This window comes from Nocardia albiluteola, from assembly GCF_018860155.1.
Lineage (GTDB): Bacteria > Actinomycetota > Actinomycetes > Mycobacteriales > Mycobacteriaceae > Nocardia > Nocardia albiluteola.
This window is the reverse complement of sequence record NZ_JAHKNI010000001.1, coordinates 33,007-51,612: the sequence shown is the minus strand read 5'-3', so window position 1 is coordinate 51,612 and position 18,606 is coordinate 33,007. Positions and strand designations below refer to the sequence as shown.

Sequence of the window (18,606 nt, the reverse complement as noted above, 5' to 3'; positions counted from 1 at the left end):
AGCGGAAAGACCGACGTCTGCTTCCGTACCAGCTCGCTGAACGGAAGACTCTTCATAACACCAGGCTGGCACAGTGCTGAACTAATTCAGTATTGGCGTGGGACGCGAATATCGCCGATGTAACGGAAGCGTCCGGGTGAATCCGATGACCGATAGCCGGCGGGCACCTCGGGACCGCGATCAGGACACGAACGTCGCCGACGTAACGGTGACGTCCGCGGGGCTCAGATACCACCCGGCCCAGGTATCGGCGACATTCAGCTGGATTCCGTGACCGGCGGCCGGTCCGCTCGTGATGAGCCACAGCCCGTTGCCGTATCCGGTCGCGGTGCTGACGCTGCCATTGGACCACCGGAACGTGGCCGTCGTGGGAGCGGTGGTGACGTTCCACGGAATGCTCACGCCGAACTGCCCGGCGGTGATTCCCGGAAGCAGCGGGCTGGCGCAGTCCGACAGGGCGGCCTGGCGCCGGATGCTCTGCCCGGCACTACCGGTGCCGGGGAGCAGCTGACCCGTCATCGTGCTGCCCTGGCGACAACCGCCGCCGGGAAGGTCCTGCGCCTGCGCCTGCGGCACGCCCAGCACCGGCAGGGCGCACAGCACCGCCGCTACCAGCACGCTTCGGAAAATGGACATGCCGCGGGGCCTCTCTGTGGTGGGACAAACCAGAGAATAGGCACATCAGGGCCGATTCCGGGCTGGAACGCCGCTGTGACCCGAGACAGAGTGCTACCCCGCGTGCTCCTTGCGCAGCTGCACCTTCACGACCTTCCCGCTGGCATTGCGGGGCAGCTCCGGCACGATCACCAGGTCCTTGGGGTGTTTGTAGCGGGCGAGGTTCTCGTTCAGGAAGGGCGTGAGCTCCTCGAGGGTGAGCGAATCGTCCGTATTCAGCAGCGCGACGATGGCCACCGGCACCTCGCCCCACTTCTCGTGCGCGCGGCCGACGACGGCGGCCTCGTGAATCTTGGGATGTGCGAACAGCACGTTCTCCACCTCGGCGCAGTAGATGTTCTCGCCGCCGGAGATGATCATGTCCTTCTTGCGATCCACCACGTAGATGAAGCCCTCGGCATCCTCACGCACCAGATCCCCGGAATGGAACCAGCCGCCGGCGAACGCCTCCGCGGTCGCCTCGGGCCTATTCCAGTAGCCCTGCATGAGAGTCGGTCCGCGATAGACGATTTCGCCGATCTCGCCGGGGGCGACATCGTTCATCTCGTCGTCGACGATGCGCGCGGAGATGGTCGGGATGGGTTTGCCGACCGAACCGAGCTTGGCGATCGCGTCCTTGCCCTCGAGCACGCATGTGACCGGCGACATCTCGGTCTGGCCGAACACCGCGACGTCGCGCGCGTCGGGGAAGCAGTCGGCCATGGCCCGCAGCACCGTATCCGAGGCCGGCGCGGCGCCCCAGCACAGCATTCGCAGCGCGAGCTTGCGGGTCTTGACCGTCGGCTCCTCGCAGATCATCTGCCACTGCACGGGCACGCAGAAGGCCGTGGTGGCCTGCTCCCGCTCGACCGCATCGAGCCATTCGGTGGCGTTGAACGCGCCGAGCGGATGCAGCACGGTGGTGCCGCCGAGCATGAAATACGGTGTGAGACTGCCCAATCCGGCGATGTGGAACAGCGGCGAGGTGCAGAAGCCGATCGACTCGCCATCGATCTCCAAGGCGCGAATGCAGGTCAGCGCCTGGGCATTCATGTTCTCGTAGGACAGCACCGCCCCCTTGGGGCTGCCGGTGGTGCCCGAGGTGTACATGATCAGGGCTGGGGTGTCCTCCGGAATGTCCAGGGGTGCATGGGGTTCGCCGCCCTCGGCCAGTACCTCGTCGTAGCCGAGCACGCCCTCACCGGTGTGCCCGCCGATCACAATGCAGGTCTCGAGCGCGGGCGCCTGAGCCATGACGCCGGTGGCCAGCGGGGCCAGCACGGTGTCGGTGACGATGGCCTTGCCCCCCGAATCGGCGACGATATAGGCGACCTCGGGCGGGGTCAGCCGGAAGTTGACCGGCACCGCGATCGCGCCGAGCGCGTTGATGCCGAAGACCGCCTCGATGTATTCGGTGTAGTTCAGCGCCAGCAGCAGTACTCGATCGCCGAATCCGATCCCGCGGCGCGCGAGCGCGTCCGCGAACAGCTGCGACCGCTCGTGGAATCGGCCCCACGTGGTGTCCCGCCCCTGGAACCGGAACGCGACCGCATCCGGCCGCATCATCGCGTGGTTGGCGACCTGATTGTTCCAGTGGTTGCGCCGCGATCGGATCGGTTCGGCGAGCGAGGATGCCCCGGTGGTCATGCACGAACTCCCTTCGAACCGCCGCGAACACGCGCGCCGGACAGCCCGGCTGCCTCGACGGCTGCAAGGGTGAGAATATCAGCTAACTTTTCGACGTGACAAGGGTTACAGAGAGGATTTGCCCCGATCTTTCTCATCGGAATTTCCCGCAGTTCAGACGACCTTTTCCTCACGGTTGGCAAGCGCCGACGAGCCCCTTCGATGCGGTCATGGGTGGCGCTATAAGCAAACACCGGCTTACATCAAGCTTGTCCCCACCGGCCGCCCATGCCACCATCGACGCATTCGGACACCCCGGGCGCGGACCGCGGGTGCGGGGTGTCCGGCGGCGGCGATCGGGGCCCGGTCACCGATCCACTCGAGCAGGAGGACACATGTTGCGCACCAGGTTCACCGAGATGTTCGGCGTCGAGCATCCGATCGTCCAGGGCGGCATGATGTGGGTCGGGCGGGCCGAACTCGTCGCGGCCGTGGCCAACGCCGGTGGCCTCGGCTTCATCACCGCGCTCACCCAGCCCACCCCGGACGATCTGCGCCGCGAGATCGCCCGCGCCCGCGAGCTGACCGACAAGCCGTTCGGGGTGAACGTCACGATCCTGCCCTCGATCAATCCGCCGCCGTACGAGGAGTACGTGCGGGCGATCATCGATTCCGGGGTGAAGATCGTGGAGACCGCGGGCAGCAACCCCGAGCCCTTCCTGCCCGCCTACAAGGAGGCCGGAATCAAGGTGCTGCACAAGTGCACCAGCGTCCGGCACGCGCTCAAGGCCCAGAAGATCGGCGTGGACGGCGTATCCATCGACGGCTTCGAATGCGCCGGGCATCCGGGCGAGGACGACGTGCCCGGCCTGATCCTGATCCCCGCCGCCGCCCGGGCGCTGCGGATCCCGATCATCGCCTCGGGCGGCATCGCCGATGCCCGCGGGCTGGTCGCGGCGCTGGCCCTCGGCGCGGACGGGGTGAACATGGGCACCCGCTTCCTGTGCACCCAGGAGTCCGCGGTGCACCAGAAGGTCAAGGAGCAGATCGTCGCCCACACCGAGCGCGACACCCAGCTGATCTTCCGCACCATGCACAACACCGCCCGCGTCGCGGACAACGAGATCAGCCGCAAGGTGGTCGAGATCGAAAGGGCTGGAGGGAAATTCGAGGACGTGCGGGACCTGGTCGCCGGTGCGCGCGGCCGCCGAGTCTTCGAGGAGGGCGATCTGGACGCGGGCATCTGGTCCGCCGGTCAGGTGCAGGGCCTCATCGAGGACATCCCCACCTGTGCCGAACTGATCTCGCGGATGGTCGTCGAGGCCGAGGGGCTGATCAACTCCCGCCTGTCCGGCATGGTCGCCTGAGACGCACCGCAACGGCCCTGCTCCCGGTCTCGTCGGGGCGGGGCCGTGCTGCGTCTTCAGATCATGTCGTTGGTCGTCAGCCAGCGCATGATCGGCCAGCCGCAGAACACGGGCAGCCAGCAGGTCAGTACCCGGTAGAGCAGCACCGCGGGCACGCCGATCCCGGCCGAGACCCCGAAGGCGGCCAGTCCACCGATGAGCGCGGCCTCGACGGCGCCGACGCCGCCGGGCGTGGGCGCGGCGGAGGCCAGCGTGCCGCCGATCATCGTCACCACCGTGACCGTGACGAAGGTGGTGTGCCCGCCGAATGCCTCGATCGCCGCCCACAGCGCCCCGGCCGCGCCGAGGGTGATCGAGGCGCAGCCCAGCACGATCATCGCCAGGCGCTTGGGTTCGTGTGCGAGCGAACGCAATTCGCTGACCACCTCGGCCAGCTGCGGTCGGACCTCGACGCGCAGCCAGCGCCGCACCTTCGGCACGAACATCGACACACCCAGCACGCCCAGCAGCGCCCCGGCGGCGAAGTACAGCACCGTCGCGCTCGGCACGAAATGCGCCAGATTCGTCGAAACACCCGCCGCCACACTGAAAATGATGAGCAGCACCACGTGCGTGGTGACCTGCACGGCCTGCTGCAGCGCCACCGCCGCGGTCGCCTTGACCGTGCCCAGGCCGCTGCGCTGCAGGAACCGGACGCTCAGCGCGAGACCGCCCACGCCGGCCGGGGTGGTGGTGGCCGCGAACGTGTTGGCGACCTGCATCAGCAGCAGATTGCGCGGATTCACCGATTCGCCCGCGCAGCCCCACAGCGCCATCGCCGCGCCGATATAGGTCCCGGCCGACACCGCCAGCCCCAGCAGCGCCCACCACCAGTTGGCCGTGCGTAGTTCGGTGAAGAAGGTCGGCACCTGGCTGATGTACGGATAGGCCACGTAGACCAGGCCGATCAGCAGCACCAACTGGATGATCTGGTTGCGGGAGAACCGGGTGGTGCGCGCGGCCTCGATGCGGTCCTCGTCGGTCTGGCGCAGCACCTCGTCGCGCACGGCCTCCATCACGACGTTCGCATCGGGCACCGAGACGCGCAGCAGCTTGGGCATCGCCGCGCGGGTCAGGCGTCGCGAGGCGTCCACGACCGCCTGCTTGCCCAGCGCGCCGATCGCGTTGCGCACCGCGGAGTCCGCGCCGAACAGCGATCCGGTGGTCAGCATCAGCTGCGCCACGTCGGCCTGGAATCGGGTGTCGTAGGCGCCGAATTCGGCCGCGGAGAATCCGCCGAACAGCACCCGGCCGTCCGCGACGCGGATCTCCTCGGCCCGCAGGTCGCCGTGCGAGATCTGGGCGCGGTGCATGTTCGCCAGCGCCTGCCACACCCCCACGTGCACGGCCTCGCCGTCGGAGGCGGACAGGGCGGTACCGCGCGGCACGGTGTGCGCATACAGCGTCCAGCCGCGCTCGAGGGCGGCGACGGTCAGCGGCTTGTTGCTGGCCAGACCCAGATCCCCGATCGCGATGCCCAGCAGGGCGCGATGTTCGACATGGCGGCGCATCGAGGCGAAGACCGGCGTCCGTTCGCTGCTGCGGATGGCCACCCAGCGCCGCAGCTGGCGCAGCATGCCGCGGCTGCGCTGATTCTGGCCGTACATCTCGACGGTCAGCTGGTGGTTCGGTCCGGTATCGGCCGAGAGCAGCAGCGGACCGGGCCCGCCGGGGCGCACCACCCGCACCGCGGTGACGGTGTATCCGCGCCGGGCCAGCACCCGCACCGCCCCGTCCAGCGGTACCTCCAGCCCGGGCGTGCCCACGACCAGCGTGATCACCGCGCCGACGAACCACCCCACGGCCAGGCCCAGCATCGCGCGCGAGGGCACCACCAGGCTCACGAACAGATGCAGCGGCACGAACGCCAGCAGCAGCGCCCACCACCAGCGCCGCCACGACGACGGCAGCCACGGACTGGCCACGGTGAGCACCGCGGCCAGCATCGCGATCCAGCGCGGGTCGTCCAGGAACTGCGACAGGAACGTGTTGAGCTGCTGCGGCGCGGCCAGATGCCATTGCGGCGCGGAGATGCCCGTCCCGGTGATCGAGAGCAGCAGCACCGCGATCAGCCCGGCCGCGAGGTAGCCGCCCAGCAGCTTCCACTGCCACCGGAACAGCAGCCGGACCCCGATCGCGAACGGCAGCGCCAGAATCGCGATGCCGTACAGCAGGTACACCAGATTGGACTGCCTGGGGGTGAGGATGCCGAGGAAGTCGGAGACCGAGCGCTCCAGCGCCTCCCACCGCGACCGCGTGATCAGCGAGCCCGCGACGACCAGTGCCACCAGCAGCGCGGAGAGGACGACGCGCAGGATGTCACTGGTACGGCGGCTGCGCGGTTGCAAAAGGCTGCCGGAGACCGGAATCTCTCGCCCGTCGACTCGCATGTGGATGTGGCACCTTCGGATCGAGGGAGCTGCGTCGGTCCTCTCGGTCGACTAGCTGTGAGTATGCAGGACTGGGGATGGCCGGTCGGAGGCAACACGCCGCCGGTCGGTAGCGGACATCATTCGAACGTAGTGGGCATCATCTCCCGTGGCGTCCGGCGGCCGGTTCGGGGGTGGCGGTCTCCGGTGTGCCCACGCCGAAGACGCCCCCGGTCATGTCCCCGACGTCGAGTTCGGCGATGGCCGTGACGACCTGCGGCGTGGGCACCGTGGCGGGGAAGGCATCGGGCGCGACGGCATTCACGCGCACCCCGAATGCGGCGAATTCGGCGGCCTGGTACCGGGTCAGCTGGTCCAGCGCGGCCTTGGATGCGCCGTACAGCGCCTGCCCGCCGGGACGCACACCGGAGCCCGCCGCGCAGGACACATTCACGATATTGCGGTTGCGGGCGCGATTGCCGAGATCGTCTCGCAGCCAGCACTGTTGCGCCAGCCGTGTCGACAACCGCAGCGGTACACCGACATTCAGCGCGAAATGCGGTTCGAACTCCTCGAGCGCGGCATCCCCGTCGACCGTGCCGTACGGGGTGTGCCGAGCGTAGGCCGCGTTGTTCACCAGCAGGTCCACCGCACCGTATTTCGCCAGCGCCAGCTCCACCACGCGCTCCACCTCACCCTCGCGGGTCAGGTCGGAGTGGATCACGAAGATCCGGGAGTCGTTCTCGGGCAACGGATCCTGTGGTGCGAGCGGATCGACGAACCACTCCCGTTGCGACGGCACCGCGGGTACCCGGCCGCGGCACACCGCGACGATGTCGTACCGCCGGTAGTAGGCCTGGCAGAACGCATTGCCCAGCGTGCCCCCGGCCCCGGTCAGCAGGACGACCCGGCGCTGCTCATCGGTCGCCAATTGCGGCACCTCCCCAGCGGAATTCCGCCTGTTCACGCGTCTGATACAGCCACATCACCACACTGTTGCGGGCGGCGGTGTTGCCGCCCGCGAACGTATGCCAGGACCGCGGGGTGCATTCGAAGACGACCATCGAATTGTTCAGCGGCGGAACGTGTACCGCGGACTGCGGCCGGCTCGGGTCGGCCGCGGACAGCAGCGCGGTCTCCCCGCCGCTGCCCGGGCGCCACTCGTCGTTGCCGAGATAGAACAGCACCGCCACCGCGCGCACCAGTTCGCGCTCGTCGTCGCCGGGCCCGATCCCGGGGTTCGCGTCCGCACCGGCTAGGCCCACCGCGTCGGGTGCCGGGGCCGGACCCGCAAACCATGCCCGCGTCAGATCGTGCCGCGGCAGGCCGCGCGGGCCGGCGGGCGCATGATGGTGCAGCGCGCCCTCGATGTCGCCGGTGACCGCGTCCTGCGCGCCCACCAGCCGGGCGATCAGGTCGTGCCAGGCCCGGGACAGGAACAGCTCCAGCGGGCCGTTGCGCACCCGGGCCAGATTCACCCCCGTCGCGCCGGAACCCTCCCCGACCGGCTCGAAGAGTTCGGGCTGCTCGAGCCGCACCCGCTCGAATTCCGCGGCCAGCCGGTCGTAGAACGGGCGCGTGAACACCTCGCGCACGTAGACGTGCGGAAACGGCTCGGTCCTGCGGATCCAGCGGCGATGTGCCAGCAGACCGGTGAACCACCGCGGCAGCGGTGTTTCCGTTCCCATACGTGCTCCCTCCCGGACAAACCACGTGAATCCTATGGGTATCGGCCGGTAGGGGGGATGGTGGGTGAGCACATTTCGCCCAGCACCGGATAATTTTTTGCTGCCTCTGCGGCAAGCCTCGCCGCCGGTCGTGAAAACATCGCACGGTGATCCAAGATGTCCGAGTCTGTTTCGTGGGTGATTCGCTGGTCGCCGGCGTGGGCGATGGGCAGTACCTGGGGTGGCCGGGGCGGCTCGCGGTGCGCTCCGGCGCGGCCGGACGCCCGCTGACGTACTACAACCTGGGCATACGGCGGCAGACCTCGGCGGATATCGCCGCCCGCTGGGAGTCCGAGTGCGCGCTGCGGCTGCCGGCGGATACCGATGCGCGCGTGGTGTTTTCCTTCGGCGTCAACGACACGCTCATCGAGGACAGCCGAATTCGCGTGTCCGAGGCGGATTCGGTCGCGAATCTGACCGCGATGCTCGAGCGCGCCGCCGAACGGGGCTGGGCAGCACTCGTTGTCGCACCGCCCCCGAACATCGACGACGAACACAACTCCCGCATCGAGGCATTGGATGCGAGGTTCACCGAAGTCTGTGCGGCGCAAGGCGTTCCCTACGTGCGGGTGCACCAGCCGCTGCGGCAGAACGCCGCCTGGATGCGGGCGTGCCGCGAGGCCGACGGCTATCACCCCGGTGCGACCGGATACGACGAGTTCGCCGCGCTCATCGTGCCGCACTGGCTGCTGTGGATGGCCGAGCCGGGTTCGGCGCTACCCGTCGTGCGTTGAGTGGGGGCGTTCGGCGTTCTTTCCGGCGGCGCGATTCGTCGCGCCCGGGCTGCGCCGCCGCGGCGATGCTCGTAGGGTATTCGGCAACTTGATGGCTATCGAAACGGCCCGGCGGTCGGTTGGGCGATGAATTTCGGTGCGCCGTCTCGTCGGAACGGGCATACGGCGCCGTCGGCAATCCGGCGGCAGAGCACGCAGAAGTGAGGACATTATGGGGAAGATCGTTGTCGCAGAATTCGTTTCGCTCGACGATGTGATCGAGAATCCGGCCTGGACCGCGCCGTTCTGGACCGACCGGATCGCGGCCTACAAGTCCACGGAGCTCGAGGAGGCCGATGCGCTGCTGCTGGGCCGGGCGACCTACGAGATGTTCGCCGCGTCCTGGCCGGGGCATCCCGAGGAGGGCGCGTACAAGGACAAGATGAACGCCATGCCCAAGTACGTGGCGACCACGACCGCCACCGAGCTGGCGTGGAACGCGCATCGCATCGAAGGCGATCTCGCCGCGAGCATCGCGAAGCTGCGCGCCGAGCGGAATCTGCTGGTCTTCGGGAGCGGTTCGCTGGTGAACTTCCTGCGCGAGGCCGAATTGGTCGACGAGTATCGGCTGGTGCGCTACCCGGTGCTGCTCGGTGCGGGCCTGCGGCTGTTCAACCCCGTGCGGGCCGAGGCGACCCTCGCGCTCGCCGAGTCCGAGGTGCTGGACAACGGGGTGCTGCTGGGGACCTATCGGGTCACCCAGCACAGTGTCACCCGGCCGAGCTTCGGCTGAGTCGCGGAACGCCACGCTCGCCGGAACGAGCGTCCCGGGACGACCGAAGCGTGGTGCCGGTGCCGTATCGGTGCCGCGATGATCGCCCTGACGTCGCTGTCTCCCCGGCGCCGTTGCCGGGGAGGACGTGTCGCGGCCGCTGAGTTGCCGCTCAGCGATTCCGATCGGGCGATTACCGCGGCGCGTTGGCCGGATCGATGAGGGTCGGGGTGCGGCCCTCGCGCCGGGCGCGGCGCGCATCCTCGAAGAACTCGCGGGAGAACAGCGCCGACAGAACCGCGACGCCGGCCCGGTGTACCCGGAATTCGCTGCTGGTGCAGGTGCCGGTGAGCCGGATGACCCGGCCCGCCGCGTCGTTCGGGCGTGCGAAGTCCTTGACCCGGCCGCGGCCGGTCCACTGCAGTCCGGTCTGATCGATGACCGCGTCGTCCGGCACGAGCAGCTTGATGGTGCCGTGGTCGAGATTGACGTTGACCTCGATATCCTCGTCGCCCTCGATGAGCGGCGAGCGCAGGTCCAGGACCACGAAGCCCCAGCGGGCGGTGACGTCGAACTGCTTCTCCGAGGTCCAATCGCCCAGGCGCTTGGTGGCCTCGTGGTCGACGTGGATGCGAACGGGGGTGGCGGTGTTCATGGTGACTCCTGTGTGGAAGGGGCGGGTTCGCCTGCTCGTCTATAGTTGCATAAGGACTAGTTCTTTTGCAACTAGTTTTTGAAAATCTAGTCTTGGGGCACCTAGTAGAATGGTGATGTGACCACATCGACCCAGTTCAAGCGCTCCGCGCTCGCGATGGCACTGCTCGGCATCCTGCATCTCGAGCCGATGCACCCGTACGCCATCCAGCGCCGCATCAAGGAGTGGGGCAAGGACAAGGTGGTCAACGTCGGCCAGCGCGCCGCGCTGTACAAGACCATCGCCCGGCTGCAGGAGGCGGGACTTGTGGCGGTCCGCGAGACGGGACGCGATCAGCAATACCCCGAGCGCACCGTCTACGAGATCACCGATGCCGGGCGCGCGGCCGTCGCCGGCTGGCTGGCCGAGATGGTGGGCCACCCGCGCAACGAGTACCCGGAGTTCCCGGCCGCGCTGTCGTTCCTGATGCTGCTGGGCCCCGATGCCGCGGCCGTGGAGCTGCGCCGGCGCGCGGACGCGCTGCGCGCCGAGCTCGCGGAGATGGCCGCGGATGCCGAACAGGCCGAGCAGTTCGCGCTGCCGCGGGTCGTTATGCTCGAGGACGAATACTTGCGCGCGGTCACCGAGGCTGAGCTGCGGTGGCTGGACGGGGTGGTGGCCGACCTCGATGCCGGAACCCTCACCTGGTCCGCGGAGACGCTGGCCCCCCACGTCGACCGGTCGATGAACCAGTCCTGACCGGTGGTGTGACGTTCATCCGCCCGACGATCGGAATTAATCCGGCCACCGCACCGGTTGCTCCCATTACCGGTTGGTAGTCGATCAGCAGCAACACCGGATCGGCCCCAGAGGCAGCGAGATCACCGGGAGGTAGGGCATGGCGCTCACACTGACCCCCAGCCACCCCGCCGCCAGGCACCTGCGATGGATGTTTCTGGCCGTGGTGACCGGCAGTTTCGTGTTCCTGATCCCCTGGGTCGTCTACCTGGCGACCAGCCTGCCCTCGCGCCACGAGGTGACCCAGTGGGACGTCGCGTGGGTCGGATTCGATTTCTTCGTGATCGGTTCCATCGGCATGACGGCCCTGTGGGCCTGGCTGCACCGCCGGATCTTCATCCCCTGGGCGATCGTCACCGCGACGCTGCTGTGCTGCGACGCCTGGTTCGATATCGTGCTGGACTGGAACACGCCCGATCTGCCCGTCTCGCTGCTGACCGCCGGGGCGGGCGAGCTGCCGTTGGCCGCGCTGCTGTTCTACGTCGCGCGCCGCCTGATCCGGCTCTCGATCGCGGCGGCCTGGGCGCACCAGGGCCAGGACGAAATACCGCGGATCTCCATGCGCCGCCTCCTGCTCGAGCGGATGCCCGACGTGGGCGTGATGACCAACAGGAAGAATGCCGCGCGGGACGACGATCAGTCGCTGCCCGCGTATCCGGGCGCCCGATCTCAGTAGCATCGACGGCGGATGAGCGATGATCCGGCGGCGGCCGGTCGTCGCGTTGTGTCGAGGCGGAGGGAATGGCGCGTGACGAGTGCGAACGAATGGTCCGTGGAGGACACCGAATTGCGGGCGCGGCGTGCCGCCTCGTTCGGCGCCGAGGCCGCCGCCTACGACGAGCACCGGCCCGACTATCCGCTCGCGGGCATCCGTTGGGCGCTGGAGCCGCTGGGTAAGCCGGACCCCGAGGTGCTGGATCTGGGCGCCGGTACCGGCAAGCTCACCGCGGGTGCGCTCGCCGTCGGTGCCCGGGTCACCGCGGTGGAGCCGGACGACGGGATGCGCGCCGCGTTCGCGACGCGGTATCCCGGCCTCACCGCCCTGGCCGGTACCGCGGAATCCATTCCGCTGCCCGATGATTCGGTGGACGCGGTGCTCGTGGGGCAGGCGCTGCACTGGTTCGATCAGGAGCGCGCGTTCCCGGAGATCGCCCGGGTACTGCGGCCCGGCGGCGTCCTCGCGGCATTCTGGAACACCCATGCCGTCGACGTGGAGTGGGTCGCCGAGCTGGACCGGGTCTCGCGCTCGGGCGTCTCGTTCCAGACCCGCACCGACCGGGGCATGCCGTCCCATCCGCTGTTCGAGGAGTTCGAGCGCTCCGATTTTCCGCACGGCCAGCGTCGCACCGTCGAAAGTCTCACCGCCACCATCGGAACCCACTCGCACACGCTGGTGGTGTCGCCGCGCGAGCGTACGGAGCTCCTGGGGCGCATCACCGAGTACCTGCGGGGGATTCCCGAGACGGCCGCCGGAGAGTTCGATCTGCCGTTGCGCACCTTGGTGATTCGGGCGATGCCGCGCTGAGTCGCCGTGTTCAGGCGATCTCCAGCACCGCCATCGCGGCGTTGTGCCCGCCGATACCGCTGACGCCGCCGCCGCGCAAAGCGCCTGCGCCACAGCGGAATATGTTCGAATGCTCCGTCTCCACGCCCCACCGGGCGGCAGGGGAAGGATCGTCGTCGGTGCGGTAGGGAAAGCTCAGATCCCCGTGGAAGATGTGGCCACCCGGCAGGCCGACCTCGTCCTCGAGGTCCAGCGGGGTTCTCGCCTCCAGGCAGGGCCGGCCGTCGGCGTCCACGGCCAGGCAGTCGCGGATCGGTTCGGCCAGTACGGAATCCAGCTGGGCCAGCGTCGCATCGAGCAACCGACGCTTGACACGATCGTGGTCCTGCGCGAAAAGCCCTGCCGGAGTGTGCAATCCGAACAGGGTCAGGGTGTGCATGCCGCGGGCGGCCAGATCGGCGGCCAGGATGGATGGATCGGTGAGGGTGTGGCAGTAGATCTCCGAGGGCGGGGCCGTCGGCGGCGTTCCGGCCGCGGCCTCGTGGTAGGCGGCATCCAGCTGCGCATAGCCCTCGGCGATGTGGAAGGTGCCCGCGAAGGCCTCGCGCGGATCGACCGTGTCGCGCAGCCGCGGCAGCCGGTTCAGCAGCATGTTCACCTTGAGCTGGGAGCCCTCGGGGCCGGTCGCCTCGGGCTCGCCGAGCAGGCGGGACAGCTCGTGTGGCGCGGCGTTCACCAGCACGTGTCCCGCCGCGACCGTGCCGCCCGTGAACGCCACTTCCGCTGTGCCGCCGTCGGTTTCGATGCCGGTGACCGCGTGATCGACGACGATCTCGGCCCCCGCGCCGCGCGCCGCCGCGGCCAGCGCATCGGTGAGGGCGCCCATGCCCCCGACGGGCACGTCCCAGTCGCCGGTGCCCCCGCCGATCACGTGATAGAGAAAGCACCGGTTCTGGCGCAACGACGGGTCGTGGGCGTGGGTGAAGGTGCCGATGAGCGCGTCGGTGAACACCACGCCGCGCACCGTGTCGTCGGCGAAGGTGGATTCGATCGTCTCCCCCAGTGGACGCTCGAAGATCGCCGCCCAGGTTTCGGCGTCGTCGACGATGCGCTCGAGTTCTGCGCGGCGCGGCACCGGTTGCGTGAGCGTGGGGAACACCCGCTGCGCCAGGCGCCCGGTCGCGCCGTAGAAGCGCTGCCACGCCTCGAAGTCCGCGTCCGAGCCGGTCATCCGGACGAAGCTTTCCCGGGTGCGGGCGGCATCCTGGGTATCCACCAGCAGCCCGCGCCCGTCCATCGGCGTGTACGAGGAGATTCGGCGGCGGCGGGTGGTGAACCGCAGCCCCAGATCGTCCACGATCTGCCGCGGCAGCAGGCTCACCAGATACGAGTATCGCGACAGGCGCGCGTCGAACCCGGCGAACACCCGCTCGGAGACCGCCGCGCCGCCGGTGTGCGCCCCGCGCTCGAGCACCAGCACCGAGCGCCCGGCGCGCGCCAGGTAGGCCGCGGCGACCAGGCCGTTGTGACCGCCGCCGACGATGACCACGTCGTATCGGGTACGCATCTGCCCTGGATATCACGAAATCGCGGCGGGCCCGCCCGGTTCGGGCGAGGAAGAGGCGTGCCGGGCCCAGGACGGCAGATCGCTCGCGGGGCCGTACAGTTCGTCGGCGCCGGCCCCACAGGTGATCCGTCGATTACTCCGGGGCGCCCGCGCCGTCGGTTCGGATCGCGATCAAGTAGCTGGCCCCGTAGATCTCGTCGGGCTCGCGGTCCCGCAGCATCCGCGTCACGGTGCGGAACCCGCACGGCCGCAGCAATTCCTCCATCCGGCGCAGCGACCACCGATAGGACGGGGCGACCCGGTGATCGTGCGGTTGCATATCCAGCTCCTCGTCGGTGGACTGGAAGGCCAGCAGCAGCCGCCCGCCCGGCCGCAGCACCCGCGCGAATTCGGTCAGCGCGCCGGGCACTCGCTCCGGTGGCAGATGAATGATGCTGTACCAGGCCATGAGTCCGCTCAGCGCGGCGTCGTCCAGCGCCAGGGTCTCCATCGTGCCCACCTCGTAGCGCAGGTCGGGCCGGGCCGCGCGGGCGAGCCGGATCATCTCCGGGGACAGATCGATCCCGAAGACGTCCAGGCCGAGGTCGACGAGGTACGGGGTGAGCCGGCCCGGACCGCATCCGACATCGGCCACCGGACCGCCGCCGTCGGCCCGGACGAGCTCCGCGAACACGCCCAGCATCGCCCGGTCGAACGGCTCGCTGGGCAGCAGGCCCGCCGTCCGCTCGGTGTACACCTCCGCCCACTCGTCGTAGGCGTCCCTGGTGGCACGGGTATCGGGGTGTTCGACGGCGCTGGATTTCTGCACGCCGCCAGCCTAATCGCCACCACCGACAACCCCGCCGCGCGCGCATCGGCTCTTCCCGTGCGAAAGTGCCTGATTCGCAACGGGTCTCGACCGCATAACACGCCGATTTCTCCTTCTTGACTTCCGGCGTGGTCGCCGTCAGGATGGCTGGGGTCAGCACCTCGCTAGGCGAGGCTCCTGTGTGAACACAGGCCACTGATCTCACGACGTCGAGAGACGCCCAAGATCAGGACAGGTCGCCCCGGATTAAGGAGCGATCCCAAGTGGCTTCCCGGTTCCGGGATACGTCGCGCAGTGCCGAAGCTCTGACGAGAGGGGTGCCCGCCTCGCTCCGTTGCGAGGCGTCCTTCCCTGTCCTGACATCCGGCAGCGGCGAATTTCGCCGTTCCCGGCAACAATGACTTCGGCCCCGAGGAGGTGAGGGACACCGTATGACGTCCGACGCCAGTCCGTATCCGAGTCCGGCTCGACAATCCACCAGCCCTCAGCCCCGCGCGGCCGAAATCGCCTGCGGCGGCTGATTCTTCCGAGTTCACAGGAGAGATCATGACCAAGCCCGCCATCGAGACCTTCCACCGCAACGACGCCCGCATGCTCGACACCGCCGAGGGCGTCCTGGTCGCGCTACGCCGCTACAGCCCCGCCGACGCGTTCGCCGAAATCCTCGACACCGCCCACCAGCACCGGGTGCCCGCGCTGGGTCTGGCCCGCGCCCTGGTCGAACTGGCCGGCGCGGATGCTCCCGCCGTCGCCCCCGGCCCCGCCGCCGTCGCGCACACCGCGTGGGGGCACCTGTTCGCGCGGGCCGCCGAGGTTCCCGCCCCGGCCTAGCACTTCGCCCACGCACCCCACCGGTTCGGGCATGCTCCACGCCGCGCCGGGCGCCCGCTGAACGGCGCAGATGCGTACCACTTGCAACGAGTCCGGCTCTTGGTGAGCCGAGCGGCAGAGCGTGGTCCGGCGACGCCGTGGTTCGTCGCCGCCCGGACCTCGAGTGGTAGCCCGATTACTCGTCGCCGGGTGCCGCCGATCAGCGTCGATGTATTCCCTCTCGCAACGGATTCGACCGTTGATGAGTCAGGTGGGAGGAGCAGCATATGGCGATGCCGCGATTCGTCGCCGCCCGGAACCTCAGGCAGCAGCCCGGTCACTGGTCCTCGGATCGGACGAACGCCGGAATGCCATGGGGCATGGCTCGCGCCAGTACCGTCTCGGGGGTCTTGCCGATTCTGGCGGTGAGCCGGAATCCGTTGCGATCGTCGCGAGTCAGCTGTGGTTCGAACGCGATATGGGCGAATCCCGCATCGGGTCCGCTGGCCGCGGCCAGCCGGTCCAGCTCGGCGGCCACCAGTTGCCACTCCTTCGGGTCGACGTACTGGCGCATGACCGAATGCCACACGATTGTCAGTGCCCCGGGCACCAGATCTATGCCCGCGAGGAATTCCGCCGCGCCCGAGGTGATCACCTCGGCCGGAACCCGCTCGGCCAGCCGCAGCGCGCCGTCCAGCCGCGTCATCCGCTCGATCTGATCCGGCCAGACATATGAACGCAGCGCCAGCGCCCCGTGCGGCGAGAGCGGATCGATGGGCGCGAGATCGCAGCCCCGCCGCTCGACGACGCGCACCGTGGGATGCCCGCGCACCGCGGACACCAGCCACGATGGCACCGGCTCCCGCCAGGCATCGCCGAGAACGACCGGCGACTCGCGCGGTCCCCAGTCGAGATCGCCGGTGTGCCAGCGGAACTGGTCCGCACGCAGGTTCAGCCCCGCGCTGCTGCCCAGCTCCAGCAGGCGAATCGGCAGCGGAGTCGCATCCACCGCGGCCAGCAGTCCGGCCAGCAGCGGCACGGCCCGGCCGACATCGTTCGTCTGCGGCGCGCGTGGTGGGGTGTCGAGCCAGGCGGCTATCCATTCGGTCTGTGCCGCAACGACTTCGCGGAACGCCGGCCAGAGCCCAGCGTCGGGTGGGGCGGCCTCCGGCCCGGCACTCGGATAGTAGCGCGCGAGTTCCGGAACCTCGCCGGACAGCACCAGCGCGTGCACGGCGGCCACGAACCGCAGGGGTAGCGCGGAATCGCGGTGGGAGTCCTCGAAACCGGCCACCGCCCGGGCGCATGGCCCGGCGGCCTCGATATCCCGCGCGATCTCGGCCAGGAGGATCGCATACAACGACGAGCCCAGTGCGTCGGCGGCCCTCGACTGATACTCGAACTGGGAAATGAGCGTCACGAATCCACTCTGCCCGAGCCCGCGCCGCCGCGACGATCCGGGCCGGCCGGATCGATGCCGGTCACCCGTGAATCCGGGCCTCGCAGGTCAACGGGCGATGAGTGGCACCAGCTGTTCGTCGGCGGTCCACGCGCCGTGGTGACCGAGCAATGCCGACTCCATCGGTTCGGCGCCGGGGCGAACGAGAACGGTACGGTCCTGCGCGACCGCGATGAGGTCGCCGATTCGATGGGCGATGACGGCGCTGGGCGGGGTCGGCCCGAACCAGTGCTCATCGAGCGCCTGCTCCCGGCTCACTACCCGTGCGTGCGTGGCCAGCTCGCCGGCCCACCGGGCCAGCGCATCCGCCACCGCATCGGCGCGCTCGAGGTAGACGTGACGCACCCGCGCCTCGCCGCCGATGAGCCGCACGTCGCGCTGTAACGCGTCCCGGGAATCGAGGTCGATGACGTTGTCCGCCAGGATCATTCCGTGATCGCCGGTGATGAGCAGCGTGCACGTCGCCGGAAGTTCACTCAGCAGATCGGCCACCGACGAGTCGATATCGTGCAGCGCCGCCAGCCACTGCGGTGATTCGGGTCCGTGCAGGTGGCCGGTCGCATCGAGGTCGGGGAAATACGCGTAGGCGAATCGCGACCCCGCGCCGGAATGGCCTGCGACGGAGAGGATTCCAGCCCGCAGTTCATCGAGTGTGGTGGCCGGATGCAGCGTGCCCGCCGCGCGGAAGGAGGCCCGGCTCAAACCGGAGCGGTACTGGTACTCGGGAATGACGTAGTGCACCTGGATTCCGTGCGCGGCAAGGTCTTCCAGGCGGCTCGCGCCCGACTGCACCGTTTCCGGCCGATACCTCTCGCGGGCGTCCTGGCCGGTCGCGGCGTCCAGGCGCCAGCGCAGCGCATTGAGCAACCGGAGCCCAGCCGGGTCCGGCATCGCGAAGCTGTAGCCGACGATGCCGTGCGTCGCACAGGGCGCCCCCAGGGCGAGGCTGCTGAGGCTGGTCGCGGTCGTCGCCGGAAATCCCGCGGTCAGCGTGCCCACGACGTGTGCGGTCAGGGTCGGCGCGACATCCGGGTGCCGTGCCAGCAGTTCGGCGCCCAGCCCGTCGATCACCAGCACCACGACGTCGCGATTGGGCACGAACCCCAGAGAGTTGTGCACATCCATACCGAAGGACGCCGCGACCGACGGCAGGACGTCGGCGAGTGTGTATGTCATCGATGCCGATGTTGCCGGATTCGAGCTCGTCGCGCGACCGTGCTGCGGACCGCTGCGAAGCCCGCAGGGCCCGCCCGAGCCGCAATTAGGAAGTCCAGACTGGCAATGTTGAGATTGTCAGTCTAGACTTCTATTTATGGACGCTCGTGATGCCCTGAACCGCTCCACTGCCACCGCGATCCAGGTGGCGGTGGGAATGCTCAAGCGGCGCACCCGCGAGACCCACACGGACGGGCAGTTGACGACCCCGGAACTGACCGCGCTGTCGCACATCGACCGCAGCGGCCCGATCACGATCGCCGATCTCGCCCGCCTGCATCAGATCACCCCACAGGCGATGGGCTCGACCGTCGCGTCGCTGGAGGAGCACGGCCTGGTGACCCGGTCGCCCGACCCCAAGGACGGTCGGCGGTCGCTGCTCACGGCCAGCGCGGCCGGCAGCGACACCCTGCACGTCACCCGTGACGCGGTGTCGGGTCGCATGGCGGTCGCGCTCGGTGAGTCGTTCACCGACGACGAGGTAGCCCTGCTGGCGGCTGCGGCTCCGCTGCTCGAACGGCTCGCCCGAGGGCTCTGACCCCCG

18 protein-coding genes and 1 riboswitch are annotated in these 18,606 nt (G+C 69.0%); of the genes, 8 read left to right on the top strand and 10 right to left on the bottom strand.

Annotated features, from left to right (window positions below; genetic code table 11):
* Window positions 1-180 precede the first annotated feature (180 nt).
* Both KO481_RS00260 and fadD5 read right to left on the bottom strand, forming a co-directional pair.
* Window positions 181-636 (bottom strand): hypothetical protein, encoded by a 456-nt coding sequence (locus KO481_RS00260; RefSeq protein ID WP_215914906.1) that lies wholly within the window; start codon window positions 634-636, stop codon window positions 181-183.
* Between the two features lie 93 nt (window positions 637-729).
* The gene (gene fadD5 / locus KO481_RS00255; RefSeq protein WP_215914905.1) at window positions 730-2,301 is read right to left on the bottom strand and encodes a fatty-acid--CoA ligase FadD5; all 1,572 of its coding nucleotides are present in this window, start codon (window positions 2,299-2,301) and stop codon (window positions 730-732) included.
* Window positions 2,302-2,675: 374 nt separating this feature from the next.
* On the opposite strand from fadD5, the gene KO481_RS00250 reads away from it, so the two are divergent.
* The gene (locus KO481_RS00250) at window positions 2,676-3,647 is read left to right on the top strand and encodes an NAD(P)H-dependent flavin oxidoreductase (RefSeq protein ID WP_215914904.1); all 972 of its coding nucleotides are present in this window, start codon (window positions 2,676-2,678) and stop codon (window positions 3,645-3,647) included.
* A 56-nt stretch (window positions 3,648-3,703) separates the two neighbouring features.
* On the opposite strand, the gene KO481_RS00245 is transcribed toward KO481_RS00250, so the two are convergent.
* From KO481_RS00245 to KO481_RS00235, 3 genes are all read right to left on the bottom strand, one after another.
* A complete protein-coding gene (locus tag KO481_RS00245) occupies window positions 3,704-6,076 on the bottom strand; it encodes a lysylphosphatidylglycerol synthase transmembrane domain-containing protein (protein WP_215914903.1) in 2,373 nt (790 codons plus the stop codon).
* 139 nt (window positions 6,077-6,215) lie between these two features.
* The gene (locus KO481_RS00240; protein WP_245400204.1) at window positions 6,216-6,986 is read right to left on the bottom strand and encodes an SDR family oxidoreductase; all 771 of its coding nucleotides are present in this window, start codon (window positions 6,984-6,986) and stop codon (window positions 6,216-6,218) included.
* Window positions 6,973-7,743: a 2OG-Fe(II) oxygenase family protein gene (locus KO481_RS00235; protein ID WP_215914902.1), complete on the bottom strand. Its 771-nt coding sequence runs from the start codon at window positions 7,741-7,743 to the stop codon at window positions 6,973-6,975. Before KO481_RS00235 ends, KO481_RS00240 begins: the two co-directional genes overlap by 14 nt.
* A gap of 146 nt (window positions 7,744-7,889) precedes the next feature.
* Between KO481_RS00235 and KO481_RS00230 the strand changes: the two genes are divergently transcribed.
* A complete protein-coding gene (locus KO481_RS00230) occupies window positions 7,890-8,516 on the top strand; it encodes a DUF459 domain-containing protein (RefSeq protein ID WP_215914901.1) in 627 nt (208 codons plus the stop codon).
* Between the two features lie 211 nt (window positions 8,517-8,727).
* The gene (locus tag KO481_RS00225) at window positions 8,728-9,288 is read left to right on the top strand and encodes a dihydrofolate reductase family protein (RefSeq protein ID WP_215914900.1); all 561 of its coding nucleotides are present in this window, start codon (window positions 8,728-8,730) and stop codon (window positions 9,286-9,288) included.
* Window positions 9,289-9,460: 172 nt separating this feature from the next.
* Here the strand turns inward: KO481_RS00225 and KO481_RS00220 are convergent, their stop codons facing one another.
* Entirely contained in the window at window positions 9,461-9,922 is a 462-nt protein-coding gene (locus tag KO481_RS00220) for a hypothetical protein (RefSeq protein WP_215914899.1), read from the bottom strand.
* Between the two features lie 117 nt (window positions 9,923-10,039).
* Here KO481_RS00220 and KO481_RS00215 point away from each other — a divergent pair, with 117 nt between their 5' ends.
* The 3 genes from KO481_RS00215 (at window position 10,040) to KO481_RS00205 (ending at window position 12,224) form a co-directional block, all read left to right on the top strand.
* Window positions 10,040-10,660, top strand: a complete 621-nt coding sequence (locus tag KO481_RS00215) for a PadR family transcriptional regulator (protein ID WP_215914898.1) — start codon at window positions 10,040-10,042, stop codon at window positions 10,658-10,660.
* Window positions 10,661-10,799: 139 nt separating this feature from the next.
* Entirely contained in the window at window positions 10,800-11,375 is a 576-nt protein-coding gene (locus KO481_RS00210; protein ID WP_215914897.1) for a hypothetical protein, read from the top strand.
* A gap of 72 nt (window positions 11,376-11,447) precedes the next feature.
* Window positions 11,448-12,224, top strand: coding sequence for a class I SAM-dependent methyltransferase (locus tag KO481_RS00205; RefSeq protein WP_308166179.1), 777 nt, complete (start codon window positions 11,448-11,450; stop codon window positions 12,222-12,224).
* Between the two features lie 10 nt (window positions 12,225-12,234).
* Here KO481_RS00205 and KO481_RS00200 read toward each other — a convergent pair whose 3' ends face one another.
* Complete coding sequence (locus KO481_RS00200) at window positions 12,235-13,770, bottom strand: phytoene desaturase family protein (protein WP_215914895.1); 1,536 nt, start codon at window positions 13,768-13,770, stop codon at window positions 12,235-12,237.
* A 133-nt stretch (window positions 13,771-13,903) separates the two neighbouring features.
* On the bottom strand, window positions 13,904-14,578 hold the full coding sequence (locus tag KO481_RS00195) for a class I SAM-dependent methyltransferase (RefSeq protein ID WP_308166178.1): 675 nt from the start codon (window positions 14,576-14,578) through the stop codon (window positions 13,904-13,906).
* 153 nt (window positions 14,579-14,731) lie between these two features.
* Window positions 14,732-14,902, top strand: a riboswitch (M-box (ykoK) riboswitch).
* Between the two features lie 222 nt (window positions 14,903-15,124).
* On the opposite strand from KO481_RS00195, the gene KO481_RS00190 reads away from it, so the two are divergent.
* Window positions 15,125-15,409, top strand: a complete 285-nt coding sequence (locus tag KO481_RS00190; RefSeq protein WP_215914894.1) for an ANTAR domain-containing protein — start codon at window positions 15,125-15,127, stop codon at window positions 15,407-15,409.
* A gap of 316 nt (window positions 15,410-15,725) precedes the next feature.
* Here the strand turns inward: KO481_RS00190 and KO481_RS00185 are convergent, their stop codons facing one another.
* Both KO481_RS00185 and KO481_RS00180 read right to left on the bottom strand, forming a co-directional pair.
* Window positions 15,726-16,808 (bottom strand): DUF2332 domain-containing protein, encoded by a 1,083-nt coding sequence (locus KO481_RS00185; protein WP_215914893.1) that lies wholly within the window; start codon window positions 16,806-16,808, stop codon window positions 15,726-15,728.
* Between the two features lie 87 nt (window positions 16,809-16,895).
* Window positions 16,896-18,023, bottom strand: a complete 1,128-nt coding sequence (locus tag KO481_RS00180; RefSeq protein WP_215914892.1) for an alkaline phosphatase family protein — start codon at window positions 18,021-18,023, stop codon at window positions 16,896-16,898.
* Between the two features lie 136 nt (window positions 18,024-18,159).
* Here KO481_RS00180 and KO481_RS00175 point away from each other — a divergent pair, with 136 nt between their 5' ends.
* On the top strand, window positions 18,160-18,600 hold the full coding sequence (locus tag KO481_RS00175) for a MarR family winged helix-turn-helix transcriptional regulator (RefSeq protein ID WP_215914891.1): 441 nt from the start codon (window positions 18,160-18,162) through the stop codon (window positions 18,598-18,600).
* The last annotated feature ends 6 nt before the right edge of the window (window positions 18,601-18,606 follow it).